Source organism: Methylotenera versatilis 301 (genome assembly GCF_000093025.1).
GTDB lineage: Bacteria > Pseudomonadota > Gammaproteobacteria > Burkholderiales > Methylophilaceae > Methylotenera > Methylotenera versatilis.
Window position 1 is genome coordinate 669,676 of the sequence record NC_014207.1, and the last position, 18,398, is coordinate 688,073.

The 18,398-nt window shown below is 41.8% G+C and carries 20 protein-coding genes; 8 read left to right on the forward strand and 12 right to left on the reverse strand.

The window, feature by feature from the left end; all coding sequences use genetic code 11:
• Window positions 1-31: 31 nt before the first annotated feature.
• Together M301_RS03135 and M301_RS03140 are read left to right on the forward strand one after the other, a co-directional pair.
• Entirely contained in the window at window positions 32-1,216 is a 1,185-nt protein-coding gene (locus M301_RS03135; RefSeq protein ID WP_013147310.1) for an MFS transporter, read from the forward strand.
• Window positions 1,213-1,872 (forward strand): retropepsin-like aspartic protease family protein, encoded by a 660-nt coding sequence (locus M301_RS03140; RefSeq protein ID WP_013147311.1) that lies wholly within the window; start codon window positions 1,213-1,215, stop codon window positions 1,870-1,872. Before M301_RS03135 ends, M301_RS03140 begins: the two co-directional genes overlap by 4 nt.
• A 141-nt stretch (window positions 1,873-2,013) precedes the next feature.
• On the opposite strand, the gene M301_RS03145 is transcribed toward M301_RS03140, so the two are convergent.
• Window positions 2,014-2,238 (reverse strand): hypothetical protein, encoded by a 225-nt coding sequence (locus M301_RS03145; RefSeq protein ID WP_013147312.1) that lies wholly within the window; start codon window positions 2,236-2,238, stop codon window positions 2,014-2,016.
• A gap of 227 nt (window positions 2,239-2,465) precedes the next feature.
• Here M301_RS03145 and M301_RS03150 point away from each other — a divergent pair, with 227 nt between their 5' ends.
• Window positions 2,466-3,146 (forward strand): response regulator transcription factor, encoded by a 681-nt coding sequence (locus M301_RS03150; protein WP_013147313.1) that lies wholly within the window; start codon window positions 2,466-2,468, stop codon window positions 3,144-3,146.
• Window positions 3,147-3,157: 11 nt separating this feature from the next.
• On the forward strand, window positions 3,158-4,561 hold the full coding sequence (locus M301_RS03155; RefSeq protein ID WP_013147314.1) for a sensor histidine kinase: 1,404 nt from the start codon (window positions 3,158-3,160) through the stop codon (window positions 4,559-4,561).
• Window positions 4,562-4,662: 101 nt separating this feature from the next.
• Here M301_RS03155 and folE2 read toward each other — a convergent pair whose 3' ends face one another.
• The 5 genes from folE2 to M301_RS03180 form a co-directional block, all read right to left on the reverse strand.
• On the reverse strand, window positions 4,663-5,466 hold the full coding sequence (gene folE2 / locus M301_RS03160; protein ID WP_013147315.1) for a GTP cyclohydrolase FolE2: 804 nt from the start codon (window positions 5,464-5,466) through the stop codon (window positions 4,663-4,665).
• A gap of 73 nt (window positions 5,467-5,539) precedes the next feature.
• Window positions 5,540-7,423 carry a 1-deoxy-D-xylulose-5-phosphate synthase gene (gene dxs, locus M301_RS03165; protein ID WP_013147316.1) on the reverse strand — a complete coding sequence of 628 codons (1,884 nt, stop codon included), beginning with the start codon at window positions 7,421-7,423 and terminating at the stop codon, window positions 5,540-5,542.
• Between the two features lie 62 nt (window positions 7,424-7,485).
• A complete protein-coding gene (locus M301_RS03170; RefSeq protein ID WP_013147317.1) occupies window positions 7,486-8,400 on the reverse strand; it encodes a polyprenyl synthetase family protein in 915 nt (304 codons plus the stop codon).
• Complete coding sequence (locus M301_RS03175; RefSeq protein WP_013147318.1) at window positions 8,390-8,656, reverse strand: exodeoxyribonuclease VII small subunit; 267 nt, start codon at window positions 8,654-8,656, stop codon at window positions 8,390-8,392. The genes M301_RS03170 and M301_RS03175 overlap by 11 nt, the downstream gene beginning before the upstream one ends.
• Window positions 8,657-8,697: 41 nt before the next feature.
• Window positions 8,698-9,369, reverse strand: coding sequence for an alpha/beta hydrolase (locus tag M301_RS03180; RefSeq protein WP_013147319.1), 672 nt, complete (start codon window positions 9,367-9,369; stop codon window positions 8,698-8,700).
• Between the two features lie 162 nt (window positions 9,370-9,531).
• Between M301_RS03180 and M301_RS03185 the strand changes: the two genes are divergently transcribed.
• The 3 genes from M301_RS03185 to M301_RS03195 all read left to right on the forward strand — a co-directional run bounded on the left by M301_RS03185 (window position 9,532) and on the right by M301_RS03195 (window position 12,075).
• Window positions 9,532-10,311 carry an MBL fold metallo-hydrolase gene (locus M301_RS03185; protein WP_013147320.1) on the forward strand — a complete coding sequence of 260 codons (780 nt, stop codon included), beginning with the start codon at window positions 9,532-9,534 and terminating at the stop codon, window positions 10,309-10,311.
• Between the two features lie 62 nt (window positions 10,312-10,373).
• The gene (locus tag M301_RS03190; protein WP_013147321.1) at window positions 10,374-11,450 is read left to right on the forward strand and encodes a cyclic nucleotide-binding domain-containing protein; all 1,077 of its coding nucleotides are present in this window, start codon (window positions 10,374-10,376) and stop codon (window positions 11,448-11,450) included.
• 97 nt (window positions 11,451-11,547) lie between these two features.
• Window positions 11,548-12,075 carry an REP-associated tyrosine transposase gene (locus tag M301_RS03195; protein ID WP_013147322.1) on the forward strand — a complete coding sequence of 176 codons (528 nt, stop codon included), beginning with the start codon at window positions 11,548-11,550 and terminating at the stop codon, window positions 12,073-12,075.
• Between the two features lie 214 nt (window positions 12,076-12,289).
• Here M301_RS03195 and tfpZ read toward each other — a convergent pair whose 3' ends face one another.
• The 4 genes from tfpZ to M301_RS03215 all read right to left on the reverse strand — a co-directional run bounded on the left by tfpZ (window position 12,290) and on the right by M301_RS03215 (window position 15,790).
• Entirely contained in the window at window positions 12,290-13,030 is a 741-nt protein-coding gene (gene tfpZ / locus M301_RS03200; protein WP_013147323.1) for a TfpX/TfpZ family type IV pilin accessory protein, read from the reverse strand.
• A gap of 105 nt (window positions 13,031-13,135) precedes the next feature.
• Window positions 13,136-13,576 (reverse strand): pilin, encoded by a 441-nt coding sequence (locus M301_RS14755; RefSeq protein WP_013147324.1) that lies wholly within the window; start codon window positions 13,574-13,576, stop codon window positions 13,136-13,138.
• 439 nt (window positions 13,577-14,015) lie between these two features.
• The gene (locus tag M301_RS03210; RefSeq protein ID WP_013147325.1) at window positions 14,016-14,567 is read right to left on the reverse strand and encodes an SRPBCC family protein; all 552 of its coding nucleotides are present in this window, start codon (window positions 14,565-14,567) and stop codon (window positions 14,016-14,018) included.
• 218 nt (window positions 14,568-14,785) lie between these two features.
• Window positions 14,786-15,790 carry a YncE family protein gene (locus tag M301_RS03215; RefSeq protein WP_238524660.1) on the reverse strand — a complete coding sequence of 335 codons (1,005 nt, stop codon included), beginning with the start codon at window positions 15,788-15,790 and terminating at the stop codon, window positions 14,786-14,788.
• A gap of 88 nt (window positions 15,791-15,878) precedes the next feature.
• On the opposite strand from M301_RS03215, the gene M301_RS03220 reads away from it, so the two are divergent.
• A complete protein-coding gene (locus M301_RS03220) occupies window positions 15,879-16,364 on the forward strand; it encodes an RNA pyrophosphohydrolase (RefSeq protein WP_013147327.1) in 486 nt (161 codons plus the stop codon).
• 64 nt (window positions 16,365-16,428) lie between these two features.
• Here the strand turns inward: M301_RS03220 and asd are convergent, their stop codons facing one another.
• Window positions 16,429-17,283, reverse strand: a complete 855-nt coding sequence (asd, locus tag M301_RS03225; RefSeq protein ID WP_013147328.1) for an archaetidylserine decarboxylase — start codon at window positions 17,281-17,283, stop codon at window positions 16,429-16,431.
• Between the two features lie 98 nt (window positions 17,284-17,381).
• Window positions 17,382-18,398, reverse strand: coding sequence for a ketol-acid reductoisomerase (gene ilvC / locus M301_RS03230; protein WP_013147329.1), 1,017 nt, complete (start codon window positions 18,396-18,398; stop codon window positions 17,382-17,384).

Below are 18,398 nucleotides of genomic sequence, written 5' to 3' on the forward strand. Positions count from 1 at the left end.
TTTTATATCACTTCGTTCTATATAATTCAGCATGCGCTCAACATTTCACTCAGCTCTTCATTCACGACTTTCTCGTTTTTATTTCATCTATTACTTCTTTGTTGGATCGTTTGTTCCCTATTGGGGTTTGTACTTAAAGTCGGAACAATTCAGTCCCGCCGATATTGGGATTTTAATGTCCTTATTCCAAATTAGTCGAATTTTTGCGCCGAACTTTTGGGGTTGGTTGGCTGACCATACAGGTAAACGTGCACAGTGGATTAAGCTCACAGCCTTTTTAGGATTGTGTGGTTTTACTGCAGTGTTTTGGGCGCATGGATTTTATTGGTTCTTTTTTGTTATGGCTGCGCTAAGTTTGTTTACGAGCTCTACCTTGCCATTGGCGGAATCGCTGACATTAGCGCACCTGGCGACTACTAATGGGCATTACAGTCGCATCCGCATGTGGGGCTCGCTAGGTTTTATTGTTGCATCTGTGATATTGGGATTTCTGATTGATTTTGCTGGTATAAGAAGTTTGTTATGGTTCTTGTTGGCTGTGCAAATGACGTTATTCGCATTAACTTACACTTTACCTGATGCCAAGGTGGAACCGCATCCGCACGACCATTTTTCAATATGGCAAGTCATTAAGCAGCCTAATGTGTTGGCTTTACTTATAGGCTGCGCGCTCATGGTGACAGCCCACGGCGTGCTATACAATTTTTATTCGATCTATTTAAGTGAGCACGGCTATAGCAAAGGCATGATAGGCTTGTTGTGGTCGGTAGGTGTAATCTGTGAAATAGGAATTTTTATGTTGATGCCCAGATTGATGGTGCGTTATAGCTTAAAAACCATTTTGCTGATTAGTTTGGTTCTAGCCGTCGTTCGATTTACCATGATAGGCATTGCTGTAGACAACATTATATTCTTGGTCCTCGCTCAAACCTTGCACGCTGCTACTTTCGGTAGTTTTCACGCGGCTTCAGTCGAGGTCATTACCCAGTTTTTCAATGGACGACATCAAGCTAAAGGCCAAGCAATATATAACAGCGTTGCTTATGGTATAGGCGGTACCATAGGCGGTGTGGCTGGTGGTTATGCACTGCAATATCTCGGTGGACAAAAAACTTTTATGCTGGCTGCCATATTTCCTTTATTGGGATTGCTAGTGATAGGATTGGGTTTGAAATTGACACGTAATCAGCACGGCTCACAAGGAATGTTCAGATGAGGTTAAAAGGTTTACTTTGCAAGATAGTTATTCTAGGCACAGGTTTACTGACGTCAGGCGCATCTGTCGCTGATACCCAAGTCAATATTGTCGGGCTTTTCAGCAATAAGGCGGTGCTCATTATCAATGGAGGTAAACCTAAAACCTTAAGCGTAGGCCAAGCTAGTGACGGTGTTAAATTAATTGCCGCAGACAGTCAAGCCGCCACTTTGCAAGTTGAAGGGAGTATCAAAAGACTGAGTATGGGGCAAGCCGCATCAGTGATGGGTAAGTCATCTAGCGGCTCATCAAGTGCTGTTCTGTATGCCGATGCGCAAGGACACTTCGTTTCAGACTGCCAAATCAACGGCGCATCATTAAAGTTTATATTGGATACTGGCGCAACAACGGTTGCTATGAATAGCGGCGATGCAAAGTTCGCTAATATTGATTACAAGCGTGGTGAGCCTGTACAAGTGAGCACAGCCAACGGCATAGTGACGGCTTATCGCGTAACGATTGCTAACCTTAAAATTGGCGGCATTACACTTAGCCAAGTAGATGCGAGTGTGTTGGAGGGTGGTTCGCCATCAGTGGTGTTGCTGGGAATGAGTGCTTTGAATCGCCTGGATATGAAGCGCGAAGATATTGCCCTAACACTCACTAAAAAATATTAAAAAGTATATATAGTTAGTGCACGTCAAATAGACAAAATAAAACGGGCAGAAAATCTGCCCGTTTTATTTGCTTTTAACTAGAAATAAATCTCAACACTTATTTTTGAAACCTTAAAAATCAAAAACAAGATTTGTCAAACATTACTTAGCTTCTGCTGGAGCTGCTGCTGGTGCCTCAGCTGCTGCTTTTTTAACGTGTTTATGATGATGTTTTACAGCTGGTTTAGCAGCCTCTGCTGGAGTTGCTGCAGGAGCAGCAGCTTCTACTTTAGCTGGTTCAGCAGGTTTAGGAGCGTCTGCAGCGAAAGTTGATGTAGCTAATGAAAGTGCTGCAACTGCGAATAGTGATGCTAATAATTTGTTCATTTAAATCTCCTGAAATTAATGATAAGTTTGCTGTCAGATGGATTGTTTAAATTACTGATTAACTTCATCCGTTAACCACTTCATCAACCACCATGGATTACAATTTACAGCATCAAGCTGACGTGAAACTGACAGCTAATCATTTTAAAAAATATTTATTTTCTCGTTTTTAAACTGAGTAGAATGTATCCATTGTTTGGATAGATACATTTAATTTGAGGTGTACATTGAGATTGTTACTAGTAGAAGACGATTTAATTCTTAAAGATGGGCTTGAGCGTTCGTTTGTTAAATCAGGGTATGCTGTCGATGTCATTTGTGATGGGGAAGGCGCCAATAAATTACTGACATACCAAGAGTACGACGTGATTGTGCTGGATTTAGGTTTGCCTAAATTAAGTGGTTTTGAGGTGTTAAAGCGGCTGCGAGCGCGTGGTAGCAATACACCAGTGTTAATTTTAACCGCTTTGGAAGATACACAGAATCGTGTAAAAGGGCTGGATCTAGGCGCAGACGATTATCTAACCAAGCCATTTGAACTTGCTGAATTAGAGGCACGCGTGCGGGCTTTGATTCGTCGAGGTGTGTCTGGAGGGAGTGCAAAAATTAGTTTTGGCGGTTTAACTTTTGATACGAGTAATCGCCAATGCATGGCCGGGGATATTGCGCTGTCACTTTCGGCACGTGAAATGGCTTTGTTGGAATTGCTCATGTTGAAGGCCGCAAAGGTTGTCAGCAAAACTAAAATTATGGAACATCTCTGCAGTTGGGATGAGGAAATTAGTGAAAATGCGGTTGAGGTGATTGTGTCGCGATTACGTAAAAAATTAAATGTATTTGATATCGAAATTCGAACAATACGTGGTTTAGGCTATTTGTTGGCTAAGTTAGAAAATCAAAATTCATAGTCGAAAATCAAATGATTCACATTAAAAGCAATTCTATTCGCCAAAAACTACTGAATTGGCTACTCATTCTACTCATTCCCACTTTGTTTCTGGGTACTATTTCCGCCTATTATTTGGCGAGTTATTTCGCCAATCTAGCCTACGACAGTGGCTTGTTTAGATCTGCTTTGGCATTGGCAGACGAGGTGGAAATTAAAGCGGGTGTTATGGTAGTTGATTTGCCAGATAGTGCGTTGAATTTGTTGGAATACGATATTGATGATGATTATAGGCATTATCTGATCTTAGATCCAAACCACCATATAGTCCTTGGTGACGAGCAGTTGGCGTTACCTAAAGTATTGCCGGCGGAAGGAAAGTCAACGTTTTACGACTCAGTGTTTGAAAATAAAAAATTACGTATGATTGCCTTGAACTTCCCTCTGGCGGATGTCGGTGCAAAAGGTAGTGCCATTGTAGTCATCGGCGAATCGACAATCAAAAGAGACAAGATGGCTGAAGAAATTATTGCCATTATGCTCATTCCACAAGTCATATTGATTCTATTGATTATCTTTTTAGTGAGTTTAGGTATCAAGCGCGGACTTATTTCTCTGGATAAATTAAAAAATTTAATTTCAAAGCGGCTACCAACGGATACACGACCGTTAGAAGAGCTTGATGCACCTGAAGAGTTGCAGCCCTTGTTACATGCGATGAATGAGTTGATTGTTAAAGAAAAAAGCGCGGTAAACGAACGTCGTCATTTTTTGGCGAATGCTGCGCATCAGCTTAAAACGCCTTTGGCCGGCCTGAAAATTCAGGCAGAAGCGGCGTTGCGAGAGGATGACTTAGCGAGTATTCAGCATGCCCTTAAGCAAATCAGTGCGGGTAGCGACAATCTCGCTCGTCTGGCAAATCAGCTATTAAGCTTGGCTAGAGCTGAACCCGAAGCAGTAGCCGCTCTAGCCTTTGTCAGCGTAGACCTGGTGAGATTGATTCATGACGTGACTTCAAGCTGGGTGCCAAAAGCATTAGATAAGAATATTGATTTGGGTGTTAAATGTGAGCTTAAAGAGTTAAATGTCAGCGCGAACAATGTCTTGTTACAAGAACTACTGAATAATTTAATCGACAATGCAATCCGGTACAACCAAGTAGGTGCAAAGGTTACGGTGGCTTTGGATAAGGTCAATGATGAGGCGATATTATCAGTGCAAGATAACGGCGTGGGTATAGCTTTGCTTGAGCAGCAGAAGGTATTTGAACGGTTTTATCGTGTGCTGGGTACCGCAGAAAATGGCTGTGGCTTAGGGCTTGCAATCGTGCAGGAAATTGCGCACCAGCATCAAGCACGTGTTTTGCTGGAGTATAGCGACATGAAAAAGCAGACTGGTACGACAGTAAAGGTTATATTTCGGTTAAATGAGGTCTAACTTAGTGAAAGTATTAGATTTAAATTAAAAGCTATTCTTAAATAAAAAGCCACTGTATAAGTGGCTTTTTATTGAGCTAAAAATGTTAGTCAAGCAAGGTATTAATGTTTGCGTTTGTCATGCTCAATTAACGCATAAGCCGAATGGTTGTGTATAGACTCAAAGTTTTCACTCTCTACCGTGTAAGCTACAATGCGGCTTTCTTTACTCAGTTGAGCGGCTACATCACGCACCATATCTTCTACGAATTTAGGGTTGTCATATGCACGCTCAGTCACATATTTTTCATCTGGGCGTTTCAATAAACCATAAAGTTCGCACGATGCTTGTTTCTCAACCAAATCAATAATGTCTTCAATCCAAATGAAGTTGTTAATGAGTGCGGTTACAGTGACGTGTGAACGTTGATTGTGCGCACCATAATCTGAGATTTTTTTGCTGCATGGGCATAAGCTTGTCACTGGTACTAGTACTTTTACTGTAATGTCAAACTTGCCTTGGTTGATTTCGCCAATAAACGTTACTTCGTAATCTAGTAAGCTTTTTACGCCTGAAATTGGCGCTGCTTTGTTCACAAAGTATGGGAAAGTCATTTCAACATGGCCAGATTCCGCCTCTAGGCGCTTGACCATCTCACGTAAAATTGTTTCAAACGACTCAACCGAAATAGCATGTTCGTTCATGTTGAGAATCTCAACAAAACGAGACATGTGCGTACCTTTGAATTGCTGCGGCAAATGCACATACATATTGAACATGGCAACAGTGTGTTGCTCTCCGCCCGATTTATCTTTCACTACTACTGGATGGCGAATGGCTTTGATACCCACCTTATCGATGGCGATATGACGTGTATCAACAGTGTTTTGTACATCTTCAATTGGGCTTGGTATAGGTTGATTCATTATGTTTCCAGTTTAGCAAATGCACGCTATGACTAGTTATGACCTAGTCATAGCGAGATAGTTGAGTATATCACTAGGTTATTAGCTTCGCAATTGTCGATGCAATGCCTTCTGCATCTAGACCACATTCTGCCAGCATAGTTTCATGCACGCCGTGCTCAATAAATTTATCTGGCAAGCCTAAGCATAAAGTTCTAATTGGCGATTTATTTGGGTTTTGTATGGCTTGTAAAGCTTCTAACACGGCAGAGCCTGCACCACCCATGACACTATTTTCTTCAACCGTGATAATTAATGTGTGGTCAATTGCCAGATTTTCAAGCATTATTTTATCGATTGGCTTTACAAAGCGCATATTAACAACGGTTGCATCAAGTTTTTCACCCGCTTTTAAGCAGGCATTGAGCATACTGCCGAAGCTTAAAATTGCGACCTTTTGTTTCGTATTGCTTGCAACGTGACGTTTAATCTCAGCAGTTCCTATCTCAATCGCCTGCATTTTCTTTTGTATCACTACACCAGCTCCGCCGCCACGAGGATAGCGGACGGCCGCAACGCCGTTATATTGAAAACCTGTGTATAGCATTTGCCGGCACTCATTTTCATCACTAGGTGCCATAATCACGATGTTAGGGATGCATCTGAGATAACTCAAATCAAAACTACCTGCATGAGTAGGGCCATCTGCGCCAACTAGTCCTGCACGATCTATCGCGAATAATACTGGTAAGTTTTGCAAGGCAATATCATGAATCAACTGATCGTAAGCACGTTGTAAAAATGTGCTGTAGATAGCCACGACAGGCTTTAAGCCATCACAAGCCATGCCTGCCGCAAATGTGAGTGAATGTTGCTCGGCAATGCCTACATCGTAATAACGGTCAGGATACTTTTCTGCAAAAGCATTTAAGCCTGAACCATCGCACATGGCAGGTGTAATACCAATTAAGCGGTTGTCTAGCGCCGCCATATCGACCAACCATTCACCAAATACTTGGGTATAAGTTTTTTTGGTGTTACTTGTGAGCGCATCACCATTAAATGGATCGAACTTACCTACACCATGAAATTTATTAGGATTATCTTCAGCGGGTTCAAAACCTTTGCCTTTTTGCGTGACGATATGCAAAAACTGTGGGCCTTTAAGCTGCTTGATGTTGCTTAAGGTATCGATAAGCGCATCCATATCGTGCCCATCAATTGGACCTATATAGTTAAAGCCAAACTCTTCAAATAACGTACCTGGCGTTACCATGCCTTTCACGTGTTCTTCGGCGCGTTTAGCAAACTCCATTACGTGAGGTACTGCGGAAAGTACTTTTTTACCAGACTTACGAACAGTGCCATAGAACCGGCTAGATAAAAGCTTTGCGAGGTAGTTATTCAGCGCACCGACATTGTTTGAGATGCTCATATCATTGTCGTTAAGAATCACCAGCAAGTTAGCATCCATATCACCAGCGTTGTTGAGCGCTTCAAAAGCCATCCCTGCTGTCATGGCGCCATCGCCGATAATCGCTACAGCGCGTCTTTCTAAGCCCGCTTTTTGTGCGGCCACCGCCATACCTAACGCGGCAGAGATAGATGTGCTGGAATGACCTGTGCCAAAAGTATCGTATTCACTTTCGCTGCGACGTGGAAACCCCGCAATGCCTTGCGGATTGCGTAATGATTGCATTTGCTCGCGGCGACCTGTAAGTATTTTATGCGGATAAGTTTGATGACCGACATCCCAAACCAATCGGTCATCAGGGGTATTGAATACATAATGTAGCGCGATTGTTAGTTCAACTACACCTAAATTAGACGATAAATGACCACCAGTTTTTGCAACACTATTGATCAGAAAAGTGCGTAACTCTTGGGCGAGTGGAACAAGCTGCTTACGCTCAAGTTGGCGCAGTTGCAGCGGTGAGTCTATCGTGTTCAGTATTACGCTGTTGAGGAGTGAAGTCACAAGTTATAGAGTCGCTATTAGAAAATTAATGATTAAAAGATGATTATAAAAAAGATGAAGATCTAAAATCTACGCTGTGTAATGAATCCAGCTAGCTCACGTAAACGTAAGGCACTCTCACCAAAAGGTGTTAAAGCGTCAATTGCATTGTCATAAAGTTGTTGAGCATGAAGTTTGGCTTCAGCTAAACCTAATATAGACACATAAGTAGGTTTGTTAGTATCGGCATCTTTACCCGCAGTTTTGCCAAGTGTAGAGCTATCTGCTTCCACATCTAAAATATCATCGATGACTTGAAATGCTAAGCCGATGTTTTTTGCGTAAGTGCTTATTGCGGCAGTTTTTTCTATTTCGCCGTTGATTCCACCTAATAAAACAGCAGCTTGAATCAAAGCGCCAGTCTTCAGTTGATGCATCTGTTCAAGGTCAGTTTGGCTTAGCATTTTGCCTACCGAAGCTAAATCTATTGCTTGACCGCCTGCCATGCCTGTAGAACCTGAGGCTTTGGCTAGAATATTGAGCATGCTAACCTGATGATTAGTTTGTGTGCATAAGTTAGCTTGCGATAGCACCTCAAAAGCCAAGCTTTGCAACGCATCGCCGACTAATAGTGCCGTGGCATCATCATATTGTTTATGGCAGCTAGGCTTACCACGACGTAAGTCGTCATCGTCCATACAGGGCATATCGTCATGCACCAACGAATACGCATGAATTAGCTCAACAGCACAGGCCGCAGCGTCCGCCACTTTAGCATCGGTCTTACACAACTCAGATGCGGCATAGCACAGCAGGGCGCGCACACGTTTGCCACCTTCTAGTGCGCTGTAACGCATCGCGCTGTGTAGCCTTTGTGGAGCTACATTGGTGGAAGGCAGGGCGTTGTTTAGCACATCTTCAATGCGGGCTTGTTTTGCTGCCGCCCACGCTGAAAAATCCAGCAATGCTGTTTCAGATGAATTACTATTATTCATCATCAGACTTAAATGGCATTAACTGATTGCGCTCATTCAGAATTTGAACTTGTTGTTCAACGTCTGCTAGTGACTTTTGGCAGAATTGTAGCAGGCTGTTGCCGCGCTGATACGCAGCCAATGAGGACTCTAAAGTCATTTGCCCAGATTCCATGCGCGCAACAATGCTTTCTAATTCAGCATATGCCAGCTCAAAGTTCTCTGGCGGTGCGACATTATTTTCTAGGGGTGCTGCTGTTTTGGATTTAGGTGCGGTCATGGCGTAATTTAAATGGCGTTAAGGCGATATTCTACCAAATCCTATGCCAAACACTGCTTTAAAAATCCATGAATATCGCTAATCTCTTCCATGCATACGGAATGCGCCATATTGTACTCATGCCAGCTGACGGAATAGTGATTGTTTTGTAATGTTTGTAATGATATTTTGCACATATCCAGCGTTATCACGTCATCAAACACGCCATGCGCCATAAAGATTGGCGTTGCTGCATTGGCAGGGTTCGCCTCAGTTGCTAGCTTGGCTTTAACTGGTAAATAGGTAGATAAAGCCATCACGCCACCTAATTTCTTTGGGTAGCGCAGCGCAGTATATAAAGCAATCGCTCCACCTTGTGAAAAGCCAGCAATCACGATGCGCTCTGCAGCAATGCCTCTATCCAACTCTTTTTGAATAAGTGAGTTAACGTAATGTTGGCTATTTTTTATGCCATCTTCGTCCTCTTTACTATTACCTGTCACGCCATATAAATCATACCAAGCCGGCATAATATAACCACTATTGCGAGTGACCGCCATTTCTGGCGCGTGGGGCAATATGAATCTCACATTGGGAATATTGAGCTTTGGTACGACAGGCTCAAAGTCATGGCCGTCCGAACCTAAACCATGTAACCAAATGACACTGGCGTTTACTTTTAGGTTACTTTCATGATGGTTGCTGATTAATTCTAGAGGCGCTTTATAGATCATATTGGGAGCTTTATCGTTAAGTAAGAGTACAATCGATTTAAGTGAAATTTGAAGTTATGTTTGGTTAAAATAAGATTGCTATTAAAAAAATAATATCTGTTATATGCTGTTAATAGGCAGTGAAATCATAGCATTGTATTAAATATAACTATAAAAAATTATATGCAAATAAAAATATTAGGTTGCAGTGGTGGGATAGGTGCTGAACTGCGCACTACGTCCATGCTTGTTGATCAAGATATATTGATCGACGCAGGTACTGGTGTGGGTAACTTGTCTATGGACGAACTGCTGAAAATCGACCATATTTTACTGACACATTCACACTTAGACCATATCGCATTTATTCCATTTTTGCTCGATACAGTCATGGGAATACGCGCTGAGCCTATCACCGTACATGCCAATAAAGAAACCTTAGAAACCCTACGCCTCCATATTTTTAACTGGAAAGTATGGCCAGATTTTAATGCGATTCCCAGTGCAGACAATCCATTTTTACGCTATAACGAAGTCAAACTTGGCGAGACACTTGAGTTCAATGGTCGGAAATTCACACCATTGCCCGCTAACCATGTTGTGCCTGCTATTGGCTACCATGTTGATAGCGGGGAAGCGAGCCTTGTATTCACTGGCGACACCACTGTTTGTGATGGCTTGTGGGTTGAAGTCAATAAAATCAAAAATCTTAAGTACTTGATTATTGAAACTGCGTTCAGCAATAGTGAGTTGGCATTGGCGCAGCTTTCTAAGCATCTATGCCCATCTTTATTAATGAGTGAACTTGCTAGCCTAGCTATGCATCATACGCATAATGCTGTTGAAATTTATATCACTCACCTAAAACCAGGTGAGGGAGAAAGCATTATGCAGGAAATTGCAGAAAGTCATTTAGCTTTCGCTATTCAAGCGCTTAAGCAGCAGCAAAAGTTTCATTTATAGCTTCTTAGCACGTTACTAATTTCGCAGTACTCATTATAAAAGTACCCGTTAAGGTTTTCATTATGGCAATTGCTGATTCATCATTATTAGAGCATCTAGAGCCGATTGCTAGGTTGTCAGCAGGCCGCAGAAAAGAACTTGCTGCGCTATGTTTTATTGAGAAGGTCAATCAAGACATTGACCCAATGCGCATGAATATGGCTAAAGCCGCACAAGCCATGTATTTAATTAAAGGCGATTTGGGCTTACGCTATGATGATGGTAGAAAGGTCAGATTACGTGGCGGCACTGAAGTTACTAAGCATCCTGTCAATGCCGACCCTAAAATTACAGATACCATTGCGCTTACGGACATTGAGATACTTCGAATAGACATGGATCTGCTCGATATCATGATGACTTGGGATCAACTTTCCAACAACGACAATCCAGCCAAGACTGCTCAATCCAGCATCACTGAAAAATCCGCACGCAGCGTAGGCGATTGGATAAATGAAACCAGCGTATTTAGCGCTTTCAATCTACAAAGTGGAATATTTAGCCGTCTACCAGCTGCGAATGTAGAAGAGATGTTCAAACGTATGACTAGCATAACTGTAACTGCAGGTCAGGTTGTCATTCAGCAAGGTGGTGAAGGCGATTACTATTACCTTATTCAACGCGGTTGTGCGCAAGTGACCAGAATTGTAGATTCCAGCCAACCAGCACTTATGTTGGCTGAACTCAATGAAGGCGGTGCATTTGGCGAAGATGCACTAGTGTCAGATAACAAACGCAATGCCACTCTCACCATGAAAACTGATGGCGAACTACTGCGACTCAACAAAAAAGACTTCGTAGAGTTATTAAAGGCGCCCATCATTAACCAAATCAACCTGCTAGAAGCACAAAGTAAAGTAAGCAACGGCGCAGTATGGGTTGATGTACGATTGCCCTCAGAATATAAATACGAGCATATTGATGGTGCAATCAATTTACCACTCAATGAAATCCGTCGGTTGGCCAACAGTCTGAATAAAGATAAAGAATATATACTTTACTGCCAAACTGGTAGACGTAGTTCTGCTGGAGCGTTTGTATTGGCGCAGAGTGGGGTAAAGGCATTTGTATTAACTGGAGGAACGAGAAATAAAAGTTAGCTTTTATTTTGTATCCGATTTAGTTTGTAGCCTCGATGAAAATTGAGTGTAACTCTACAAGTTACCGCAATCCCCTCGATTCCGTTAGACTTTACCTATGGTGCAATATCGGCGTAATTTTGTGACAGGTGGAGCGTATTTTTTTAGGGTGACTTTAGTTGACCGCCGCTCAAACTTACTGATACAGCATGTTGATGTATTGCGAAAATCATTAAAAAAAGTGCAACAACATCATCCGTTTGAAATTGTGGCTTGGTTGGTATTGCCCGATCATATACACGCTGTGTGGACATCGCCAAAGGATGATCGTGATTATTCAGGGTGTTGGCGGGCGATTAAGTCACATTTTGTTCGGATAGTTAAAAAAATTGGAGTACCCATCACCATGCGGGCAGATGGTTCAGCCATATTATGGCAACGTCGATTCTGGGAGCATACGATTAGAAATGATGACGATTTACGCCGTTGCGTTGATTATTGTTATATTAACCCCGTAAAACATGGTTTGGTTAAAGCCGTAGTTGATTGGCCGTACTCCAGTTTTCATCGTGATGTAAAACGCGGCATTTACCCAAGTGATTGGGCAGGTGATACGCAGGATAATGGTGGTTATGGCGAGCCGTAAATTTTCTTAAAGTAGCCTCGATGATAATCGAGGGCAATCTAGCCGATGTGATTTGGTTTTTGTAGCAGTGTGATGCAGCGCAGCGGAATCAAGGGCGTTTTGGTGACACATAAAAGCAAAACCCCCCGCAATATGATGCAGGGGTTTTGTTTGTTACGTTGTTCCTCGATTACATTTCATTTTATCGAGGCTACACTAGCTGTAACTAATTTTCCTATTTTTCTTTTGCATCAATAATTTTAATCAGTTCCCCGGTTTTTTTGTCCACAATGACGGACATGTTTGCTAACACAGAGCTTATTGGTAAAAACAAGAAGTCACTTTCAGGTCGATCAACCTCGATAATAAATTTATCAATCTCTGTTTTATTTTGAGCGCTTTTAGACCCAAGATGTTCAAGAGGTTTTCCAGATTTAATTACCTGATCAATATGATTGTTATATTGATCATATAGTCTTGGGTATCTAAAGGCATTTGCAGATGCCACTTTTGCAAACATAGTTTCTTTTCTATCCTTTTTATCGGGAATGCCAATAGCTACTAGGACAGGTCCAGTAATTGATAGTTTACGCCATTTTGGAACTTTCGCTTTAGTCAGCTCTTCTGGTGTAATGTCAACTGCTGCGGCGATTTGAAATTGATCTTTATTAAATACGGTAAATACTGGACGTGAATCAAACATCACAGAAACACCATAGGATAGTGCTAAAACTTGCACGATTCCAATACAGAGTAGGTCAAATTTGAGTGTTTTCTTACCTATTTTGAAAACAATTAACGTAAGTAGAGGACCTAAAAAAACATCAACGAAACCTATCAATGCAATCAGTTTTTTACCGCCAAGTAATGTGAAGTAAGCACCGGGATACCATAAAAAATACATGGCAGTTAACACTAAAGCGACAATAGAAAAACTAATCAATAAATGGATGCCTGCTGCTTTAAATCTAGTCATAACAATCAAATCAATGGTGGTGGATAATTTGATTATATCAATAAGGAAAAAAAATAAAAGCCTCTTAAAAGAGGCTTTTATTTAGGTATGCGACTTAATAAATAATTATGGGCAGTCGCCTTGGCCTGGTTTGAAGCCACGTTTAACATCACATGAAGTGCCAGTATTTTTCCAAAGGATATTAGCATCACCAGCAGCAAAAGTTGGTGTGTCAATTGTAGTGAGGTTAGTTCCCGTTGATGTGGTAGCGCCAGTTGTAACGCTTATAACACCATCAGTTACAGAGGTGATCGCGGTTAAGTTTTTTGATACTGCCAAAGTTGGTACGCCATTGCTACCAGCGCTGCAACCTGTAAACTTGCCTAGATCCGCGTTACACAAACCGATAGCTGATTTAGTTGATTCAAGTTCAGCTGCTGAACCTGCTGCACGTGTTCTTGATGTGTAGTCACTGTATTGTGGAATTGCGATCGCAGCCAAAATACCAATAATTGCAACAACAATCATTAACTCGATTAATGTAAAACCTTTTTGTACTTGTTTCATTTTAGCTTCCTTTGAAAAAAAATTAAATTTTTTGCACTACACCCTAAGCACTAGGTGTTGCCGTGCTTGGAATACATTAAGCAATGGTCGTGCCAACTATTATTTTTCTGTAGGAGCGATCTGTAGATCGGGAAAGGTTGGTGATTTAATATGCCACATTTTCGCGATCTAAAGATCGCTCCTACTTGGCTGTGACCCAATCATGATGGGAATTTCCGATATTGATACAAGTGGGTGATAAGTGTGAATATACGTATATGATACAAAAAATTACTTGTTGTTAGATTTATTTAAACAATAAAAAAAGCGAAGTTTCCCTCGCTTCTTCTTTATTTGACTGACAAAAATTGACACTTTTGTCAGATATTGTCACTTTACCAAAACTTCCACCATGGTTTTTTGCCAGATGTCCCTGCTTCTGCGCCAGTTAACTGGCCAGTTACTTTGAGTTTTCGGCTACCTTTTGTAAGTTAGCCAAACCTGAATCAAAAATACCAGTGATGGCTTTAACAGCTGTTTCGTCATCTTGACCCGCTGGGATTGGTGGGTTAAGTTTGTATAAGCGGTAGAAACGGCCAACCCATGTTACTTTTGATTCGCCTGGTTTGTCGCCTTTTTCTACAGTCATTGTTGCGTTGTAGTCTGTTAGTGGTAGTGTGCCAGAAACGATTTCATACTTGATTTTCATTGACGCGTCATCAATGCTGCGCAGCTTTTCGTACACATTGCCGCCATCTTTAAAAGTAAGTGTTCTGAAAGTAGCCATGTCACCATTTTCATCTTTTTTCTGTTCTACTTTTGTGCCGGCTACGCCCGGATGCCATTTATGAATGCCACCAAAATCTTTAACGATTGCCCAAACTTTAGCTGGATCAGCTTTGATTGTAATGGTTTTTTCAACTTTTTGTGGTGATGGGCCGTGCGCTGCTGCGGTGAACGGAACTAGACTTACGCTTAAGCCAAGCGCAAGCAATGCTAAAATCTTTTTCATTTACTAATCTCCATGACTCTCTGGACGAGAGGCTTTAAAACTCTCAATTAAGAGAGGCTCTATTTAAACTACTTAAAAAACAACGATGCATTATAAATGAGAAAGATAGTTTTTAGAAACTAAGCCTTGCAAATGCACTGCTGCTTGCATTTAGGTTAACGCTATTGCCGTATCTTGGTTGACAAAGACGTGAGGGGTGATGAACGAGCGAGGTCATTTTAACGATTTAAAACAAACTGCCCAAATGCGCGACTTTTGTCGCCAGTTTTTATTATAGTGAGGATTTGGTTGGTTTCAGTGTCAATCACGCTAACGCTATTACTGCCCCAATTCGCAACATAGGCGCGGCTGTTGGCGTAATCTAAGCTGACACCTTCTGGTGTGTTGCCGACATTAATCGTGGCAATGGCTTTGCGCGTAGACATATTAATAACGGTCACGCTGTCGTCCTGCGTGTTGCTCACATAGAGTTTCTTTCCGTCCAAACTGATCGCCGCACAATAGGGGTGGTAGCCTACTTTTACTTTATATTGCGCATTGGTTTTGGTGTTAATGATACTGACCGTATCCTCTTTTACATTGACACTGACCAACCATAAGCCTGTTTTGCTGATAGCAAGTCCAAAAGGGTGCTTACCTACTGGAATACGTTTTTTGATAGTAAGGCTTGCCGTGTCTATCACTTCAACATCGTTGCTATCTCGGTTAGCGATATACAGCCATTTGTTATTCGGGCTGACTACCATGCCAGCCGGTGCATCGCCAACACTGACTTCATTTGTCGTGTGGTCTTCACTCGTACTAATGGCTAAGACGCGATTATCAAACCAATCCGCCACATAGAGCGTCTTGCTATCCGGCGATAGTGCTAGGCCTACAGGAGAGCCTTTGATTTTTATGGTTTCTACTAAGGTGTTATTTTGGATGTCTATAATCGATATTTCCTGACTTTCTACATTAGAAATATAAACACGATTTAGCTTAGCTGAAACAGCAACTCCCACAGGCCCTTTACCAACCTTGATAGTGTTAGTGACTTGGTTTGTTGAGGTGTCAATGACTGATACTGAGTCTTCGCCTTGATTGGTAATATAGGCTAAGTTTGTATGAGCTGGTTTGATTGCGGCTTGGCAAGCTGTGGTTAGCGTGCACGTGAGTACGCTGATGATCAAAAGTGCAATAATCTGGTTAATTCTCAAAAATTTAATTGATAGTATTTTCATAGGCTTAGCTATTATACTCAAATGGCTGCTTTCAAAAATACTCAAAATATGAAAAAATCGTATTAAATAATTTAGGCAGTAAAACGTTATGTTAGATCGAGACGGGTTTCGCCCGAATGTTGGCATTATTATATGTAATGCCAACAATCAGGTTTTTTGGGGCAAGCGTATTCGTGAGCATGCTTGGCAGTTTCCGCAAGGTGGTATTAACCATGGCGAAAGCCCAGAGCAGGCCATGTATCGCGAGTTGATGGAAGAGGTAGGTTTAAAGCCTGAGCACGTGCAAATTTTGGGTCGCACCAAAGACTGGCTTAGATATGAAGTGCCTTCTACATGGATTAAGCGTGAGTATCGCGGCAGCTACAAAGGCCAAAAGCAAATTTGGTATTTATTGCGTATGCTCGGTCGCGATAGTGATGTGTCGCTGCGGGCAAGCGAACATCCAGAGTTTGATGCATGGCGTTGGAGTGAATACTGGGTGCCGTTAGAAGATGTGATTGAGTTTAAGCGCGGTGTCTATGAATCTGCGCTCAATGAGTTGGCACCACATTTGCATCATAAACATGTTAAGTAATTAGTTGTAAAATGAAAAAGCCTGCAATATATTAATTGCAGGCTTTTTAATCAGCTTACTTCTGTTACTTTTTATTACCCATCAATTCACCTAGGCGGATAGTTCTTGCAGGCTGCCAATCACTATTAAACTGCAGCATATCTTTTTCAAATAGCATGACTACGGTAGAGCCGAGTAAAAACTTGCCCATTTCATCACCTTGTTTCAGAGTGATATTTTTCGAATTGTAATTCCACGTTTTAGTTTTACCTGTGCGAGGTGGATTGATGATGCCATTTTCGGCATCATGCCAGACTGTTGCCATACTGCCAACAATGGTCGCACCGACTAGTACCATGACAAAGCTGCCGTGCTGCGTAGAAGTGAATTCACACACCACACGTTCATTTCTGGCAAATAATCCGGGTACGCCTTGCGCTGTGGTTGGGTTTACAGAGAATAAAGCACCTGGAACATAGGTCATGCTTTTTAACGTGCCGTCACAAGGCATATGAATACGGTGATAATCTTTTGGACTTAAATACAGGCAAGCAAAATGACCATTTTCGAATTTTTCTGCTAATACTTTGTTGCCGCCAACTAAGGCAGTTGTGGAGTATGAGTGACCTTTTGCCTGAAATATTTGGTCTTTTTCAATCGTACCAAATTGGCTAATCGCACCATCTACAGGGCAAATAAAATCAGCTTGAGCAATTGGTCGTGCGCCAGTTCTGAGGGGGCGTGTAAAGAATTCGTTGAAAGTTTTATAGGATGCAATGTCAGGATTAGCAGCCTCAGCCATATTGACTTGATAGCGTTTTACGAACCATGTAATGACTGATGTAGTTAAATTACCGCCTTGATAGTGAGCTAATTTACCAGCAAGTGCAGTAATCGCCTGTTTCGGTAAAATGTATTGTAATAGCACTGTCATGTTCATATTTAGCTAACCTTATTTGGAACCACTTACTTCTCTAAATTCATAAAAAAAGGGCAAACCGCTAAACGTTTTGCCCTTTTAATTTTAGCTAACTAAAATTAGTTTTTTGACTGATCAACTAATTTGTTTTTAGCAATCCAAGGCATCATAGAGCGCAATTGACCGCCTACCTGCTCGATTGGGTGCGCAGCATTTAAGCGACGTCTTGCAGTCATTTCAGGGTAGTTTGTACGACCTTCTAAAATGAACTGTTTAGCGTAGTTACCATTTTGAATGTTAGCTAGACATGTTTTCATCGCCGCACGTGATTGATCGTTAATCACTTGTGGGCCTGTTACGTATTCGCCGTATTCAGCATTGTTTGAGATTGAGTAGTTCATGTTGGCGATGCCGCCTTCGTACATCAAATCTACAATCAATTTCAATTCGTGTAAGCACTCAAAGTAAGCCATTTCAGGTGCGTAACCAGCTTCAACTAATGTTTCGAAGCCAGCTTTAACTAATTCAACAGCGCCACCACATAACACAGCTTGTTCACCGAATAAGTCAGTTTCTGTTTCTTCACGGAAATCAGTTTCGATCACGCCGCCTTTAGTGCCGCCGTTTGCCGCTGCGTATGAAAGCGCAACGTCTTTAGCTTTGCCAGATTTATCTTGGTAAACCGCGATCAATGAAGGAACGCCACCACCTTTTAAGTACTCTGAACGTACTGTGTGGCCTGGGCCTTTTGGCGCAACCATGATGACGTCTAAATCAGCACGTGGTGTGATTTGGTTGTAGTGAATGTTAAAGCCATGTGCAAAAGCCAAAGTTGCGCCTTGTTTTAAATGCGCAGCAATATCTTCACTGAAAATTTGAGCCATTGTTTCATCTGGCAATAATAACATCACAACATCAGCATCTTTAACCGCATCAGCGATTTCTAATGTAGTGTGACCAGCGCCAATCGCTTTAGCCCATGAGCTGCCGCCTTTACGAAGGCCGATAGTCACGTTTACGCCGCTATCTTTAAGGTTTGCCGCATGCGCGTGACCTTGTGAGCCGTAACCAACGATGGTTACTTTTTTGCCTTTGATTAAATTAAGGTCTGCGTCTTTATCGTAATAAACTTTCAT

Bases quoted from the DNA above. Each gene is read 5' to 3' on its own strand.
- M301_RS03135 (WP_013147310.1), top strand. From the start codon at position 32: ATGCGCTCAACATTTCACTCAGCTCTTCATTCACGACTTTCTCGTTTT.
- M301_RS03140 (WP_013147311.1), top strand. From the start codon at position 1,213: ATGAGGTTAAAAGGTTTACTTTGCAAGATAGTTATTCTAGGCACAGGT.
- M301_RS03145 (WP_013147312.1), bottom strand. From the start codon at position 2,238: ATGAACAAATTATTAGCATCACTATTCGCAGTTGCAGCACTTTCATTA.
- M301_RS03155 (WP_013147314.1), top strand. From the start codon at position 3,158: ATGATTCACATTAAAAGCAATTCTATTCGCCAAAAACTACTGAATTGG.
- folE2 (WP_013147315.1), bottom strand. From the start codon at position 5,466: ATGAATCAACCTATACCAAGCCCAATTGAAGATGTACAAAACACTGTT.
- M301_RS03170 (WP_013147317.1), bottom strand. From the start codon at position 8,400: ATGATGAATAATAGTAATTCATCTGAAACAGCATTGCTGGATTTTTCA.
- M301_RS03175 (WP_013147318.1), bottom strand. From the start codon at position 8,656: ATGACCGCACCTAAATCCAAAACAGCAGCACCCCTAGAAAATAATGTC.
- M301_RS03180 (WP_013147319.1), bottom strand. From the start codon at position 9,369: ATGATCTATAAAGCGCCTCTAGAATTAATCAGCAACCATCATGAAAGT.
- M301_RS03185 (WP_013147320.1), top strand. From the start codon at position 9,532: ATGCAAATAAAAATATTAGGTTGCAGTGGTGGGATAGGTGCTGAACTG.
- M301_RS03190 (WP_013147321.1), top strand. From the start codon at position 10,374: ATGGCAATTGCTGATTCATCATTATTAGAGCATCTAGAGCCGATTGCT.
- M301_RS03195 (WP_013147322.1), top strand. From the start codon at position 11,548: ATGGTGCAATATCGGCGTAATTTTGTGACAGGTGGAGCGTATTTTTTT.
- tfpZ (WP_013147323.1), bottom strand. From the start codon at position 13,030: ATGACTAGATTTAAAGCAGCAGGCATCCATTTATTGATTAGTTTTTCT.
- M301_RS14755 (WP_013147324.1), bottom strand. From the start codon at position 13,576: ATGAAACAAGTACAAAAAGGTTTTACATTAATCGAGTTAATGATTGTT.
- M301_RS03210 (WP_013147325.1), bottom strand. From the start codon at position 14,567: ATGAAAAAGATTTTAGCATTGCTTGCGCTTGGCTTAAGCGTAAGTCTA.
- M301_RS03215 (WP_238524660.1), bottom strand. From the start codon at position 15,790: ATGAAAATACTATCAATTAAATTTTTGAGAATTAACCAGATTATTGCA.
- M301_RS03220 (WP_013147327.1), top strand. From the start codon at position 15,879: ATGTTAGATCGAGACGGGTTTCGCCCGAATGTTGGCATTATTATATGT.
- asd (WP_013147328.1), bottom strand. From the start codon at position 17,283: ATGAACATGACAGTGCTATTACAATACATTTTACCGAAACAGGCGATT.
- ilvC (WP_013147329.1), bottom strand. From the start codon at position 18,398: ATGAAAGTTTATTACGATAAAGACGCAGACCTTAATTTAATCAAAGGC.